This is a genomic window from Paenibacillus oryziterrae (assembly GCF_042610485.1).
Classification (GTDB): domain Bacteria; phylum Bacillota; class Bacilli; order Paenibacillales; family Paenibacillaceae; genus Paenibacillus_AQ.
In genome coordinates this window covers 310139-325831 of the sequence record NZ_JBGJZO010000002.1, presented here as the reverse complement: position 1 = coordinate 325831, position 15693 = coordinate 310139, and the positions used below count along the sequence as shown (strand labels likewise).

At 49.8% G+C, this 15693-nt stretch carries 14 protein-coding genes; 9 read left to right on the top strand and 5 right to left on the bottom strand.

Features of this window, described 5'->3' with window-relative positions; all coding sequences use genetic code 11:
• The first annotated feature begins 54 nt into the window (after positions 1–54).
• The gene (gene kdgT / locus ACAN55_RS03870; RefSeq protein WP_379128334.1) at positions 55–1047 is read left to right on the top strand and encodes a 2-keto-3-deoxygluconate transporter; all 993 of its coding nucleotides are present in this window, start codon (positions 55–57) and stop codon (positions 1045–1047) included.
• An 85-nt stretch (positions 1048–1132) separates the two neighbouring features.
• On the opposite strand, the gene ACAN55_RS03865 is transcribed toward kdgT, so the two are convergent.
• Positions 1133–2890 carry a glycosyltransferase gene (locus ACAN55_RS03865; protein WP_379128330.1) on the bottom strand — a complete coding sequence of 586 codons (1758 nt, stop codon included), beginning with the start codon at positions 2888–2890 and terminating at the stop codon, positions 1133–1135.
• A complete protein-coding gene (locus ACAN55_RS03860) occupies positions 2887–3993 on the bottom strand; it encodes a tetratricopeptide repeat-containing glycosyltransferase family 2 protein (protein WP_379128327.1) in 1107 nt (368 codons plus the stop codon). Before ACAN55_RS03860 ends, ACAN55_RS03865 begins: the two co-directional genes overlap by 4 nt.
• 303 nt (positions 3994–4296) lie before the next feature.
• On the opposite strand from ACAN55_RS03860, the gene ACAN55_RS03855 reads away from it, so the two are divergent.
• Positions 4297–5322, top strand: coding sequence for an AI-2E family transporter (locus ACAN55_RS03855; protein ID WP_379128323.1), 1026 nt, complete (start codon positions 4297–4299; stop codon positions 5320–5322).
• 118 nt (positions 5323–5440) lie between these two features.
• Here the strand turns inward: ACAN55_RS03855 and ACAN55_RS03850 are convergent, their stop codons facing one another.
• The gene (locus ACAN55_RS03850; protein ID WP_379128321.1) at positions 5441–5830 is read right to left on the bottom strand and encodes a hypothetical protein; all 390 of its coding nucleotides are present in this window, start codon (positions 5828–5830) and stop codon (positions 5441–5443) included.
• Positions 5831–6111: 281 nt separating this feature from the next.
• On the opposite strand from ACAN55_RS03850, the gene ACAN55_RS03845 reads away from it, so the two are divergent.
• From ACAN55_RS03845 to ACAN55_RS03835, 3 genes are all read left to right on the top strand, one after another.
• On the top strand, positions 6112–6807 hold the full coding sequence (locus ACAN55_RS03845) for a response regulator transcription factor (RefSeq protein ID WP_379128318.1): 696 nt from the start codon (positions 6112–6114) through the stop codon (positions 6805–6807).
• Positions 6804–8276: a sensor histidine kinase gene (locus ACAN55_RS03840; RefSeq protein WP_379128315.1), complete on the top strand. Its 1473-nt coding sequence runs from the start codon at positions 6804–6806 to the stop codon at positions 8274–8276. Before ACAN55_RS03845 ends, ACAN55_RS03840 begins: the two co-directional genes overlap by 4 nt.
• Positions 8277–8382: 106 nt before the next feature.
• On the top strand, positions 8383–9522 hold the full coding sequence (locus tag ACAN55_RS03835) for a hypothetical protein (protein ID WP_379128312.1): 1140 nt from the start codon (positions 8383–8385) through the stop codon (positions 9520–9522).
• A 56-nt stretch (positions 9523–9578) separates the two neighbouring features.
• Here the strand turns inward: ACAN55_RS03835 and ACAN55_RS03830 are convergent, their stop codons facing one another.
• Positions 9579–10448 carry an AraC family transcriptional regulator gene (locus ACAN55_RS03830; RefSeq protein ID WP_379128310.1) on the bottom strand — a complete coding sequence of 290 codons (870 nt, stop codon included), beginning with the start codon at positions 10446–10448 and terminating at the stop codon, positions 9579–9581.
• 221 nt (positions 10449–10669) lie between these two features.
• On the opposite strand from ACAN55_RS03830, the gene ACAN55_RS03825 reads away from it, so the two are divergent.
• Together ACAN55_RS03825 and ACAN55_RS03820 are read left to right on the top strand one after the other, a co-directional pair.
• Entirely contained in the window at positions 10670–10963 is a 294-nt protein-coding gene (locus tag ACAN55_RS03825) for a hypothetical protein (RefSeq protein WP_379128307.1), read from the top strand.
• 137 nt (positions 10964–11100) lie between these two features.
• Complete coding sequence (locus tag ACAN55_RS03820) at positions 11101–11337, top strand: DUF6953 family protein (protein ID WP_379128305.1); 237 nt, start codon at positions 11101–11103, stop codon at positions 11335–11337.
• A gap of 376 nt (positions 11338–11713) precedes the next feature.
• On the opposite strand, the gene ACAN55_RS03815 is transcribed toward ACAN55_RS03820, so the two are convergent.
• Positions 11714–14071, bottom strand: a complete 2358-nt coding sequence (locus ACAN55_RS03815; protein ID WP_379128303.1) for a UvrD-helicase domain-containing protein — start codon at positions 14069–14071, stop codon at positions 11714–11716.
• 266 nt (positions 14072–14337) lie between these two features.
• Between ACAN55_RS03815 and ACAN55_RS03810 the strand changes: the two genes are divergently transcribed.
• On the top strand, positions 14338–14934 hold the full coding sequence (locus tag ACAN55_RS03810) for a helix-turn-helix domain-containing protein (protein ID WP_379128300.1): 597 nt from the start codon (positions 14338–14340) through the stop codon (positions 14932–14934).
• Positions 14912–15688 (top strand): hypothetical protein, encoded by a 777-nt coding sequence (locus ACAN55_RS03805; RefSeq protein WP_379128297.1) that lies wholly within the window; start codon positions 14912–14914, stop codon positions 15686–15688. The genes ACAN55_RS03810 and ACAN55_RS03805 overlap by 23 nt, the downstream gene beginning before the upstream one ends.
• Positions 15689–15693: the final 5 nt, after the last annotated feature.

Here is a 15693-nt window from a genome sequence, read left to right as displayed (position 1 = left end):
AGATGCAAAAAAAACACAACAATTATCTGCAAACAGAAAGGTATGGTAACTGAAATGAAAATTAAAAAAAACATCGAAAAGATCCCTGGCGGCCTGATGCTTGTGCCATTGTTCCTGGGAGCCATCATCCATACAGCATTCCCTGAAGCGGGCGAGTATTTCGGAGGATTCACTAAAGGCTTGATGACAGGAACTGTGCCTATTTTGGCCGTATGGTTCTTCTGTATGGGAGCTGCCATTGATGTAAGAGCGACAGGAACCGTACTCCGGAAATCCGGTACGCTTGTAATAACTAAGATTGCCGTGGCTTGGGTAGTTGCTATGATCTGTGTTCAGTTCTTGCCTGAAGGCGGAATTCAAAGCGGATTCTTTGCCGGATTGTCACTCCTCGCCATTATTTCCGCAATGGATATGACCAATGGCGGCTTGTATGCTTCTATCATGCAGCAGTACGGCACCAAAGAGGAGTCTGGCGCATTTGTACTGATGTCACTTGAATCCGGCCCGCTTGTTACCATGCTGATTCTGGGCAGTACCGGAGCCGCAGTATTTGAACCGCACCTGTTCGTAGGCGCTGTGCTTCCATTCCTGATTGGTTTTGTACTGGGTAACCTTGACCATGACTTCCGTGATTATTTCGGCAAAGCCACACACACACTAATTCCTTTCTTCGGTTTCGCACTGGGTAGCTCCATTGACCTCGGCGTTATCGTAGATACTGGCCTTCTGGGTATTCTGCTCGGCCTTGTAGTTATTGTTGTAACGGGAGTTCCACTGATTCTGGCTGATAAATTCATTGGCCGCGGCAATGGTACAGCCGGTCTTGCAGCATCCAGTACAGCTGGAGCCGCTGTTGCGAATCCAATGCTCGTAGCCAACCTGAAGCCTGAGTTCCTGCCTGCTGCTGAAGCAGCTACCGCTCTGGTTGCAGCCTCGGTAATCGTGACCGCCATTCTGGTGCCGATTATCACAGCGTACTATTCAGACTATATGAAGAAAAAGAATCCGCCGGTAGAGATTCCTCCGGTACAACAAGCAGTAGTTTAATAAATTCATATAACAACGTAAATTAATTTACTTTGGACTGTCTCAAGCGGCTTATCCAGCCGCCGGGACGGTCTTTTTTCTATATCTACTCTACCCAGGGAATCAAATTCGGATGTTGATCTAGGATGGAGAGGTACTGTTCTTTCCAACCGTATTGCCCCTCCGGATCCAGATGCAAATCGCGCAAATATTTCTCCAGACGTAACTCCGGTTTCGACCATCCGAGGTGCTTCAGCCGGAGATTGCTCAGCTGGTGAGGCAGCTCGAAGATGTTCTCAGGGAATCTTCCGCGATGCTGCGGCGATTCATTCCAGACGTAAGGATAGTCTTTTTTATAACGAAGGAGAAACGGTCTGTAGCTTTGATGGGAACTCCAATAATGATCCTCACGGTAGTGATTCGAATTCCAGAAGTCATACAGACGGAAGCAGAACAGGTCCACGTTGTCCTCTCTCAGCAGAGCTTCAATCTCAACGGTGAAGCTGCGCTCGAAGACTTCATCTGCATCCAGGTTCAGAATCCATTCCGGGTCTGTCTTCAGGACCTCTTCCCACTGCTGCTTGCGCAGCTCCAATTCATTGCTGAATTTGGAGACGGTATTGTGAATCATACGGACCGGAATCCCTTCCAGAATCTCCAGACACAGAGCCGCGGTATCGTCCGTGCTGGCATCATCGATAATGACGGCCTCATCGATATATTTCCGGTGCTCCTCCAGGATCTGGCGCAGAAACCGCTGAGTTTCATTTTTAACGATCATCGTCAAGGTAAGCTTGGGACGGGTACGGGAGCCATGTTTCGCCAAGGCAGGACTTGTATTCGGTCTGGCGACCCGCAGTGTCGTATCAAATTCCGGAATGACATCTGATTTAGTAGCATCAGATTCAGTATCTTCAGGTCGGGTAAGTCCAGCATTGTGCTCTGGTTCATGTGCAGCTCCAGAGTTAACGTTAGCCGCAGTGCCAGTTTGATTGTGACCCTGGATACCCGTTTCTGTATTTAGAGAACCCGGGTTGCCGCCTGCCTGGAGACTCACTCCGCAGCTTGCGAGGAAATCACCGACCTTGGCCAGATCGCTGTTCCGGTACAAGTGGAGTGCAGGATAATGGGTATCGACATACAAAGGGATGTCCAGTGCAGCGGCACGGATGCAGAAATGCCGGTCCTCACCCCAATACGAAATATTTTTGATGATATTATAAGAAACCCCGGTATCAATAGCCTTGCGGCTGATCAGCGTACATGCTCCGAGACCCCCGACCTCATAAATCCCCGGGGTTTGCAGTTTATTCAGAAAATGATTGAACCTGTAGTTAATCTCTTCAGTACTGAGATGCTCACCTGGAAGACGTTCCCACTGGCTGTACTCATCGTGCATCCACACTTGAGGCTGGAGTATCGTATCCGGCTGCCATTGCGTCCAGAACACTTCGGAGATGATATCTTTGCCCGTTGATGCCAGATGCTCCAGCGTATCCGGATGAATCAGCAGATCAGAATCGATCAGGAACAGATAATCGTAGTCCAAAAGTGTGGTGCGCTGGATCATCATGTTCTTGAAATGGGCGACCTTCCAGACCAGATTGGCGTTCCAGAAATGGGTGGTATCATCACGGATGTAGGCATCACGGTACCCGGAGGACTGCAGAAAGACATTGCTGCCGCGAGCGGCGAATTCCTGTAGTAGGGCACTCGATGTCTCATCGTCATTATCGTCAATTAAATAGTAATCCAGTTCGAGGGTCTCCTGCTTCAGACGAAGCAGAGAGGCCAGAAATTCACGAAGAATGAGGGGTTTCTGATGTATGGGGCTGCCGATGAGTACCCGTTTTTTTCTGGTCATAAGTTCCCTCCGTTGACCGGGTTGCCTTTTTCGGGGAAAAGGATCCCTTCCAGATAGGACTTGTTCTGCAGCACCCGTGCATCATTGGGCCGGTATTTGCGGGCGGCTTCATTATGCTCATGTGCCAGTTCATGCTGGCCCAGCCTGTCATAACAGACGCACAGCTGAAGATGGGGCAGCCATGTCGAGCAGGCCAGATTTCGGAAGCCCCAGTGTTCCGGGGAATGCTGCACCTCAGTGGCTCTGGTGTACCAGTACACAGCGGTCTGAAGGTTGTTTCTCTGCAGGAAATAATACCCGATGCGGCAGCAGAATTCGGCCCGCGGGGTATCATATTGCAGCGAGCGCAGGGCGGCGGCAAGACCACGTTCCTCATCCCCGAGGCCATGGTAACAGTCCGCTATTTTGCCGCAGGCCGCGATATTATCTTCAATCCAGCCCTTACGCGTTCCGAGGAATTGCTCATAGAAGTGAATGGCCCGCTCGTACTTCTGGTGATCCAGCAGCTCATTGGCAAAATAATATAAATCCCGGGGAGGAAAAGCTTCTCCGGCCGCAAGCCGCCGCTCATAAATCAGCAGGTTGCGGTCACTGTCATGATGCACGCTGCTGTGGGTGACAGCGATATCGCTGTTGAGTATTTTCCCCGCCACCTCCAGATACTCGTGCACCGCCCCAATCCAGCGGAAGCTTCTGCTCCGTTTGACCAGACGGTTACGCCTCAGGCTAGCCGTGACATTGCCGTGGTCATCAAAAGCCAGGTTATAGTTCATCGTTACCGAATCCACCTCAGGATCAAGCGACGCCTTCAGTGCCCGCAACTTCTTGCGGTCTTCGTCGCGGAGCACATCATCCGCATCCAGCCACATGATATAGTCCATCCCGGCGAGACTGAACGCATAGTTGCGCGCAGCCGCGAAATCATGGACCCATTCGAAGTCATAGATCTTATCCGTATATTTACGTGCTATAGCCTTGGTGTTATCGGTAGAGCCAGTATCGACGATGATAATCTCCTCTACCAAATCTGCGGCGGAAGACAGGCACCGTTCGAGCGTGTCTTGTTCATCTTTTACAATGAGGCATAGGCTTATCGTTATCATGCAATCCCTCCGGACTGAAACCCTCAATATATATGGAATATATGCTTCAATCTATTGATATAACACCGGCAGACATCCATATTCATGGGGAAAGGGGCGGAGTAATTCAAGCTATATAACTCTATGGTGCGGATTTAAGAGATCATAGCCATATTTTATGTGGTAAAAAAATCCTTTGGAACATTGGCTCCGGGGCAGCCGTATAAGTACACAGAAACTTCAGCGGGGAAGTTGCTATAATGGATTTTGTTACTGTAGACTATAATGTAAGTAAGAATTGTTTTTGGCGAATGGAGAGGGAATATGGAAGTATTTAAGCGTTATTATGCGAATCTGACAATCCGGCGTTTCGCGATTCTCGCGCTGATTGTACTATTGCTGTATGTGATCCGGGATATGCTGAATCTGGTGCTCTTAACCTTCCTGATTGCTTATGTGATGAACAGCTTTCAGGTGCTTTTGACCAAGCGGATCAGCAAGTACGTCCGGGTGAACAGCAAAGTGATCATTATTATTTTATATCTGGCATTGGTTGCCATAGTGGTGATGACACTCGTCAAATATTTGCCCAAGGTATACACGCAGATTAAGCAGCTGACGGATTTCTTGAGTAATCTGACCGCTGCGGACCTTCCCCAGAATGAGATTGTCCAGAATCTATTTGAGAAGCTTAAGGAATTAAATTATGAAAAGTACATGAAGAATGGCTTCGATTATGTGCTGAAGATCAGCAACTGGGGTACGACCTTCGTCCTGTCCACTATCCTGAGTTTTGTGTTTATCATTGAGAAGAACCGGATTGTTAATTTCACTTCCCGGTTGAGAGAGAGCAAGATCTCTTGGTTTTATGTGGAGCTTGAGTATTTTGGAAAAAAATTCATTTCTTCTTTTGGTAAGGTCATTGAAGCACAGATTCTGATCGCCCTCTTCAATACGCTGTTTACGGTGATCGGTCTATGGATATTAGGCTTCCCGTACCTGTTCGCGCTGGGGATCATGATCTTCCTGCTCAGCCTGATTCCTGTGGTGGGCTTTCTAATTTCTCTGATTCCGCTGTGCATTATCGGCTACAATATCGGCGGACTGGTCAAGATCGTCTACGTGCTCGCCATGATTGCGGTGCTGCATTTCATCGAAGGCTATTTCCTGAATCCGAAGCTGATGTCTTCCAAAATGAATCTGCCGATGTTCTACGCGTTTATCGTGCTGTTATTCTCCGAGCATTATATGGGCGTATGGGGCCTCCTGCTGGGCATTCCGATCTTCGTCTTCTTCCTGGATATTCTGGAGATCAATCGGGAGAAAGAGCCAACCGAACCTGTTAAATAATCACATGATGAAGAAACCCCGGCCAGGTTGGCCGGGGTTTCTTGTGCTGTATTGTGGAAGAAATAAACGGTGCGATTTATTACAACTTTGCGGCACAGCCGCATCCGTTATGTATCTCTCAACCGAACGAGGTAAAGACGCTCCGGGTAACAATTTCATTCAGCTCTGCCATATGGTCGGCATGCTGCTGTGCCGTAATACTTCCTTCGGCCAGACGGACATTCAGTTGCCGGGACAGCTGAGCTATCTGCAGCTCAATAACGCCATTGATATCCCGGTGCTGCTCAGTGGCAATATCGGCCAGCGATTTACCTTCGTACAGGGATTCGTACAGCTCTTCGTCCGAAGATTGGTTCAGCGCATCAAGCAGATCATCGCTGTCCGCAACGCTTGATGTGGACCATTTCGCGACCGGGCTGGCGCTGGCCAAAGGTTTGTTCCACGTTGTAGTTCCAAAGGACATGGCAACCACCATGGTTCCGACAATCATTACTCGCTTTATATTCATATGAAATCCTCTTTTCGTGTTTTTGTTGTTGATTTGTTTGTTAAGAATGCTGTTATGGAGAGTGATGCTTGATGAAATTGTTATGTTCTTAACTTCATTGTAACGGTGCAACCTGATAAGAACCTTAAACGTTCTATAAAGCAGGATAAAGATTTAAGCGCCTACACTCCTTCCTACGTGCGAAGAGAGCCCGGGTTTCATTGAAGCAGAGAACAACGTTATACTGAATATCAGAGATAATCAGGAACATATCCCTCATTCCATGTGAAAAGGTGACCTATATGAACAAAAAAGTACTCGTTGTCGATGATGAGCCGGGAATCTCCGGTGCTATCGCTTATGCTCTGCAGCGTGAAGGATACGAAGTGGATACAGCAGGGGATGGAGAAGAGGCGCTGCTTAAGGTGGCATCGTTTCGTCCGAATGTGATGGTGCTGGATGTCATGATGCCGAAGATAAACGGTTATGATGTGTGCCGGAAGCTGGAGGACCGCGATGATATCGGCATTATTCTGCTTACCGTAAAAAATGATATCGTCGATAAAATCGTCGGCCTGGAGCTTGGCGCCGATGATTATATGACGAAACCGTTCGAAATCCGCGAGCTACTGGCCCGTGTGAAAGCACTGCTGCGCAGGCTGGACAAGAGTGTAGGAGAACCGAAAGACGATCTCATTCAATATGGGGCTCTCGTGGTACATCCTGTGAACCGGACGGCAAGTGTCGGAGAGGAGCGGCTGGAGCTCACTCCGAAGGAGTTCGATCTTTTGGTTCTCCTGCTGTCTCACCCGCAACGGGTGTATATGCGTGAGGAACTGCTGGAGCTGGTGTGGGATTTGGAATATGCAGGCGGTACCCGGACGGTAGATATTCATATCCAGCGGCTGCGTAAAAAGCTGGGTGAGCCCTACCAGAACATCCTTCAAACCGTCTACGGAGTAGGATACAGAGCATTCCCGGAAGGGGATTTCACATGAGAGTCAGCATCAAACTGAAATTCAGTCTATTTCTGGCCCTGCTGCTTATTCTGGCCGTCAGCGTACTGAGCGTGATCGTACTGCGCGGTGTAGAGCGCAACCAGCAGGCACAGACCGAGGGTTACCTGGCCCAGCATGTCAAAACCGTCAATCTGCGGGTGAAGCAGGCCTATTATACAGGGACACGCCTTACACCGAAGGTGTTTATGAAGCAGAGGGGCCGGGAACTGGCGGGGGAGCTGGCCGATTTTACGGGACTGGAGGTCGTGCTTTATGATGCGCAAGGTGAGCAGACGGGAACTTCGGTTCAGGGCAATCCGCGGCCGGATTCGCCGGATGTGAAAGAGGCACTGGGCTATGCTTTGCATAACAAGATTGCTTATCAGAGTGCGGGGGATACCCTGTTATATCTGGCACCGCTGCAGGGTCCCGATCAGCAGATGGGGGTAGTCCAGCTGCAATATTCACTGAAGAGCTCCCAGAGCTTTCTGCATACGCTGCAAAATTTATTTCTGACCACCGGCGCAGCCGTACTGCTGCTGAGTTTTGTGATTGGGTATTTGTATTTCAACCGGGCTGCTGTGGCTATCGGCCGTTTGAAGCGGTCGGCGGAGCAGATCCGCCAGGGAGAGTATATCCCGGAGCCACCGTTCCGTCGCAGGGATGAGCTAGGGGAGTTGGCCCAAGGAATTTATTTCATGAGCCGGGAGATTGAGAGCAATATTGCCGCCAAGGATGAGGAGCAGCGCAAGCTGCAGCTGGCTGTGCAGAAGCTTCAAGCACTGGAACAGCAGCAGAAGCAGTACATTGGCAACATCAGCCATGAATTTAAGACACCGCTCACCTCGATCAAGGCTTATGTGGACCTGCTTAATATGTATGACGACGATCCCAAGCTGCTGAAGGACGCCAAAGTCAGCATTGCCAAAGAAACTCAGCGGCTCTATGAGATGGTGGAGAAGGTATTGCAGCTGACGGCGCTGGAGCGGTATGATTTCGAGTCCCAGGCCGAGGTGCTTGAGGTGGCCGAGATTTTGCGGGATATTTCCGGGCGAATGAAGGGCAAGGCGGAACGTTTCGGGATTACCCTTACGCTTGATGTCCATCCGGCCCATATCTGGGCTGACAAAGAAAGCCTGATGCATATTTTTATTAACCTGCTGGATAATGCAATTAAATATAACGTACCCAATGGAAGTGTTCATATCCGCTCTGAGGTTAGGGAGGGCAAGGTGTGGATTACTATCCTTGATTCCGGCATCGGCATTCCGGACGAGGCGAGAGAGAAGATCTTCGAGCCGTTCTATACCGTTAACCGGGACCGCTCCCGGCAGTCAGGCGGGACAGGCCTCGGGCTCTCCCTGGTGCGTAATCTGGTAGAGAAGCAGAACGGGGATATCATTTTGCTCGAGCCGGAGGGCAAGGGCTCGGCATTTCAGCTGTCTTTTCCGTTAAGTTTACAAGTTTGAAACATCAGGAGATCGTTTGGAAATAATTCTCCGGTATGCTAAGAGCACACCGAAAGACTTGGCGCTTTGAAGAAGCCACAGTGTAACTGATAAGGGGGAACAGAGGATGAATAGGAAGGTAGGCAAGGCAGCGCTGATCCTGCTGAGTTCGGTAAGCCTTTTGTCTGCTGCCGCGTGCAGTACAGGGGGTGCCGAGACCCAGAAGGTCGTTGAAAGCGCCGGGCACAAAATCACTGTAATGGATAATACCACGGAGTCGGTCTACACCAAGCTGCAGCTGGAGGGGATCGGCAAAACAGAAGGCTTCCGCGGCATGGACTGGTACACTGGCGAGCAGACGGCAGCAAATAACGGGTCCGGGAATGTGTTGGTCGTGGATAAAGAGAACAAGGACATGCCTCCGGTTACAGTGGAAGGCGAGGAGCGTTATCCGCATAATTTATATCTGCATAATTTCGTTACCGGCGAGGAGTCTCTGCTGAAGGAAAGCGAGAACAGTCTTGGCTTCGCACAGCTGTCCCCGGATGGTAAGCATATGTTCTATAAGGAGGTCTATGAGGCCACGGGAATTGGCTATATCATGGATTTGGCCACGGGAGAATCCGTGAAGGCGGGAGATGCCGAATTTATGGTTACTGAGGGTGAGTGGGCCGACAATGAGCATGTGATTTATCCGAATATGGAGGGGAATATCGTTAAGACCGATGTCAGCGGAAATAGCGAGATTGCTGTCGATACCGGAGTCGGTTATGTGCACAATGTGGTACAGTCGGGTTCCATCATCTATTATATTGCCCATGAAGACAGTCAACTGATTGCTTATAATACCGAAACCCAAACCTCTTCTGTGCTCAAAAAAAATGTCATGTGGATTATTCCTTCCCCTGATGGCGGTAAGCTGGCTATAGTCAAACGAACCGGGTCGGGTGAGATGGCACTTGTTCTCTGTGACAGCAGCGGGAATGAGCAATCAGCAGCGCCGCTTGCGTCTGCCATGCAGATCTTCGGCACCAGCTGGTCGCCGGACGGAAGCATGCTGGCCTATACGACAATGGCTGAGAACGGTAACGAAAGCAGCCTGTTCATTACCGAGGTGGAGACCGGCGAGCAGACTCCGGTCATGAATGATATCCAGGTGTCCGACAAGCTGCGCTGGAGCCCGTCCGGCAAGCAACTGCTGGCGGCAACGGCTGTATTGAAGGAGAACAAATATGTGTTCATTACGTATGTGATTACGCTATCGTAGAACGCGAAAGAGACTGCGCCATATGGCGGCAGTCTCTTGTTGGTTGAGCAACCCTTCTATTTTTTCTTCACAGGAATCCATATTTCGCTTCGATAGTTTGGTGAAGAGGTGTCCTTGCTCTCGTTCCATAACATCTCCGGACCTTGCACTTGCTCATAATTGGAGGACGGAAACCATTCTGAATAAATGCGGCCCCATATCTCCTGAAGCGCGCTTGGAAAGTGGCCGACCGCTTCAAAAACCGCCCAGGTGAGAGCAGGAACCTCAAGCTGTGCGAAAGGCTCCGGGCATTCCGCTGTTGTAGCCACGCCAATATAATGATCCAGCTCCCCTTTTTCCTCCATCCGGCCCTCGGAAAAGTTCGTGGATGCGCTGATTAGACCCATCGGCTCAACATTGGATAGCCCCTTAAGCTGAGTGATGATCTGCTCATTCAGGCTTTGCCACATAGCAGCGATTTCGGGATTCACCCCGTTAAATACGATAGGAACCCTCTTGTATAGACCGATAATGCGGAACGCTTCTTTCTCTTCAATCCGGTAATTCATTTCATTTCCTCCTTTGATGGTTAACTGAAAGGTCACAGGCGGGTACGCTTTAAGCGACTGTCCGCTAGTTCTGGCTTCAGATGGCGTAATTCCATGCATGCTCTGAAAAGCGCGGGTAAAGGCATCCGGCGAGTTATAACCGTATTTCACGGCAATATCAATAATTCTTGTGCCGTCTTGAAGCTCGAAGGCTGCCAGTGTCAGGCGTCTGCGGCGAATGTATTCCGATAGCGGGATGCCAGCCAGAAAAGAGAACATTCGCTTAAAGTGATACTCCGAACATAAGGCCAGCCGCGCAACTTCTTTATAATCAATCTCCTGCGCAAGATTACCCTCGATATACTTAATTGCCTTGTTCATATTCTCAAGCAGATTCATGAATTGCTCTCCTTTCTACATTTGTAGATTATCAGAATTAGCGGGAGTCCATCCGACATTTCGTGCACCATATTAAAGGATCAGCATACAGATTTGACTAAAGTTGAGCGAAACACTCCTCATTCGACGTTTTTATTAGAAAAAGAGGAAAAATATATATCCTATTACATTATAATTCTATATAATGCTTAGTATATTTTACCTATTGGGAGGTTTTTTGTGTGAGTGGTTCAAGAGTTTTGAAATGGGTTACAGGTTCTTGCGAACTAGTGCTGGCAATACCAATTCTGGGGGGTGCCATAGTCATCGGCACAGGATACTCCGCTTTAGGATTTATGTTTATTCTGCATGTTATAACCGTGATTTTGTCAGCCAGAAACAGAGAACCTGTATATGGATCGGTAATGGGTATTGTGACTTCGGCGTTGGCTTGGATTCCAATCCTCGGATGGGCACTTCACTTGATTACAGCCATTCTGCTTATGGTAACCGCAGCAAAGAAACCTCGTTATTAATTCGAACTCTACATATCGCCTACATTGGATAATATATCCTTAAGATGGTACAGCCCGGCCCGGAGAGCTTCTTCGGCCCGGGCTGTATTCATGTTATAATGTTTGTACCAGTCAACACCTAAGGAGAGTCGCCTACTATGGAAGTTACCGCACAAGATGTAGCGGAATGGATGGTCAAGGAAATCCGGTTCACCGGAACCCTGTATCAGACCGCAGCGATCGAATATGTTAAGGCCAATTTCGGCGAAGAGTTTGTATACATCAATGAGAATGGCAATGCTTCATTGTCCAAGGATGTGAAGAAGGCGTTCCGCAAGCTGCACGGCGGACGGATCGCTTGGGACCGGGACGGCTTTCTCTGGGCCTGGACGTAAAACAAAAACGACCTCAGGGGGGTCGTTTTTTTTTATTTTATCTGATGAAAGACTACTCTCGCATTAGTCTTGTTTGATCACGCTGGAATGCGTAGGGTACTGCTGGAACATTAGCTGTAATTTCTACAGGTAAATTAGGGTATTGATCCTCCCCGGCTGATTTACCTGTAAAAAGTAACGTTAATTCTGTGAGATGATTCTAGACAATTGTTTCTTGCTATAGCGCCGATATTTCCATCTAGTTGGTCCAAACTAGCTCCGTATCGTTAAATTTACGCCAATTTTTCCAGGTAATGAGGAAAGAAGAGGAGTCATTGTCGGGCAAACGGTTCTCTCTCCTTCAAGGGCCTGTCAACTACGCCAGGACATCAAAAATCTACACCGGAACTTCCCGGGTATCCTTCTCCATAGGGGAGCTGCAGAGCGGACAGGGCTTGCTGGTCAGATGGTCTTCGGCTCCGCCTGCCTTCATCCGTGTCCACCCCGGGCACTTTGCACCTGTGCAGTTCCAGACCGGGACCGTGTGGGTTCTGACTTCAGAGGTCTTGGACTCAAAGCTCCGGAATGAAGGGAGCTGTCTTACCGCAACACTTCCTCTTCCTGAAGAAGGGGTGCGTGAGGCAGAATTGGACGTCTGAGAGCGTGAGACAGAACTGGCCGACTGGGACCGGGCAGAGCGGAAGGCGGAGAGCATGAAGCGGGAGACCTCGGCTTTTTTGCCCCGGTGCTGGGCGGGGGAACTGATGAACAGTTCCTCTTTAGCCCTTGTAACCGCGACATAAGCCAACCGCCGTTCCTCCTCCAGAGCCGCAAGTCCAGCAGACAGGCTGCCGGGGGCCGCAATTTTCTTGTCCTTCAGGCGATCGACATCCAGCGCAGAGCTGTGAGGCAGGATGCCTTCGGACGCTCCTAATAAAAATACGACGGGGAATTCCAGCCCCTTCGATTTGTGAATCGTCATGAGTGCGATCCGGTTACCCTGTTCTCCGGTGCCAGGCTGACGGTGATGCTCATTCCGCTCGGTTACATTATCAATGAAATCCAGGAAGACAGGAATGCTGTCGAACCGGTCCGCTGAAGTCTCCAGTTCATCCAGCATTTCCTTCAGCATCTCCCTGTGCAGAGTAGCCTGATGACGCTCATTGGTCTCGATAAAGGTATCGTAAAATTGCTTGCGCATCTGGCGGATGGCCTGCACCGGCGTCAGCTCGCGCATCATCCGGATCAGATCGAGCCGCTCTCCGAGCTTAACGCCTTTGAAGTCTTCCATTCCGGGCAGCGATTTGAGGTGAATCAGCGGCCCCTGTTTAGGCTGGACGGCCTCCATATTGCGGATATGGTTCATTCCCGTCTCCCGGTTGATATACAGGGTAGGCAGGATGTTCTCGATTGCAGCGAAATTCCTCCGGTTCACCGTCAGCCGCAGATGATCCACCAGAGGAGAGATCAGCCAATGCTCGTATAGCAGCTGGCTTTGCCCGTAATCAATATAAGGAATATCGCGCATCAGCAGCAGCTCTAGAAGAGCCCGGTTACTGCTGGAAGCCCGGTATAGCATGGCGAAATCCTTATACTCCCGTTTGCCTTGCTCCACCTCGTGGACAATATGATCCACCATCCGTGACGCTTCTTCATCTGCAGTCTGTGGACGCATATAGCGTGGCTGGCTGCCGCTGTTTTTGGCGGCTTGGAGGGTTTTGGAACGCCGCCGTGTATTATGGCGGATAATTCCGTTGCCAAGTCCGATAATCGCGGGGCCGGAACGGTAATTAATATCAAGCGTGATCACTTTGGCTTTCGGATACAGCTTCTCAAATTCCAGAATGAACTCACTTCGTGCCCCGTTAAAAGAGTATATGGTCTGGTCATCATCGCCGACGACCATGAGATTATGCTGCGGATGGGCCACCATCTTCACCAGCTCATATTGCAGGGCATTCGTATCCTGGAATTCATCGACCATAACATACGGATATCTCATTTGAAGTTCCTGCAGCAGAAGCGGGTGTTCCCGGAGCATCTGATAAGCAATCAGGAGGACATCATCGAAGTCCAGTTTGAAATTTTCGCTTTTCCATTCTTCATAAATCGTCAGAATCTGCTTCATTTCTTTCTCCGCCACAGTTGAATCCGGCAGATCCTGAACTGTTCCCATATTCATCTTATGGGAGGAGAGCAGTGCCAGCAGTGTCTCCGGCGGATAGGTATCCTTGGCCAGGCCCAGCTCACGCATAATCTGCTTCAGCAGGATATGCTGGCGGCGGGTTTCGCTAAATATATCCTGCTGCACGCCCTGCCTGCGCAGGAAGTAGAGGAAGAAGGAATGGAAGGTCCGGGCCTGAAGCATGGCCGCATCCTGTTTGTTAACACCGGGGAGCAGTGTAATCCGCTCGCGCATTTCTGCAGCGGCTTTGCTGGAGAAGGTCAGGAGCAAGAGCTGGCCCGGCGAAATACCGCGTACGGACAGCAAATAACCGGTTCTGCAGATTAGCACCGATGTCTTGCCAGAGCCTGCACCGGCCAGGGTGAGCAGCGGTCCCTTGTCATGCCGCACAGCGGCAATTTGCGGCTCGTTCAGCAGAATACCGCCGCTTTCAAGCCGGCGGAAATAAGCCGCATCCGACTCCTCCGGCTTCACCAGCTCCCTGCTGGTCAGCGTAGAAGCCAAAGCCGCCTGAGGTATCGTTTCTCCGGAAGCACCCGGAGGAATGTTATGAAAGATAAGTGTGTTCAATTGGAGTCACCTTCGGTTGTTCAAGGATAAGTAATAATAAGCTTCAAAGCTTTATAATCAGCTCAAAAATAGCCAATCTACAATATACCATCCGGCGGCCATCTCTGCACAAGTAAAAAGTGTAAAGTGAAACGATTCGCTTCCCCCTACAGAAGCAAAACCGATGCTATGTATTTCTTCCGTGAACAGCATTCCATTTACTATTGCCGAAACTGATTTTTATTGTTATCATTATTGATAATGATAACAATAAAGGAGGGAATGTCATGTCTGACGATAAAGCTAGCCTCATCCTGCATCCCATCCGGATGCGTATTATTCAAACACTTGCTGCAGGAGGCAAACAGACGACATCGCAGCTCCTGAAGGAACTGGAAGATATTCCGCAAGCAACGATGTACCGCCATTTAAACAAGCTGCTCCAGGCGGGACTGCTGCAGGTAGCCGAAGAGAACAGAGTCCGGGGCACCCTGGAGAAGGTGTATTACCTTGTCCCAGGAAGCGGGGATTTAACTCCGCCAGATGTAACAGAACAGTCCTCGGGCGAGCATATGACAATTTTTCTGAAATTCATTACCTCACTCATTGGTGATTACAGCAGGTATACGAGCCAGGAACATTACAACATGATTCAGGACGGAATCTCTTTCCGTCAGGTGCATCTCCATTTGAACGATGCGGAATATGCCGGGATGCTGGGTGAAATGCGCGCAGTTATGGGGAGATATGCTGCAAATGAAGCCAGGGGAGACAGGCGCAGACGGATGATTTCGACGATTGTGATTCCTGAAGTACACACGAGTTCAGACAGCCTTAAAGAAGTTAAGGGGGAACCCAATAATGACAGCCGTTCGGGGAAATGATGATTTATTCGACAAGCAAACGGGGCAGGACATGGATCGGGCACAAGAACAGGATAATCATATAGTACTACAGACCAATCAGCCGGGTGATCCTTTTGCCGGTGTCTCAGCCAAAGCATTGAAATTTCTGCCCCTTTATATCCTGGTGCCACTCCTATACTGGGCCTTTTTCAAGATGATGGGGTACGATATGAACTGGAAGGGCTTCGGTCTGGGGGCCTTGGGCTGGTTCATCGCCCTCTTTCTGCGCGGGCCGCTCAGTCTGCTGGTTCAGAAATGGCCGCAGGAAAGAGCCAAGAAGGTAATTGTGAGCAGTTCAGGTGTACTGGAGGAAAGTGTGCGACTAGGGTTGCTCACTTTAACTGCAGTTAGCTTTCCTTGGGCGGTGTCGCTTGGTCAGGGGTGGGCCGCCATTGAAGTGCTGTTTGTCATCATTAACATAATAGTAATTGTATCAATGATTAAACGAACCGATGAGAAAGCGGTGCAGGCTAAGGAGTTGCTTCTGGCACAGGGTAATCTTCAGGCCAGTCCGCTTTGGGGAATACTGGAGCGGATTTGGGCGTCTGCATTTCATATCGGTGCAGCTCTCGTTATCGCACATCATTTCTGGCTGGTCCTGATCATGATTCCGCTACACAGCGGTCTGAATCTGGCAGCTGTACGTATGGCCAAAACCTCTGTTTTCCGGGGCAGCCTCCTGGTCGCGGCCGTAGGGCTGATCACACTTGTGAGCGGTATTCTTCTGTTCTAGAATCT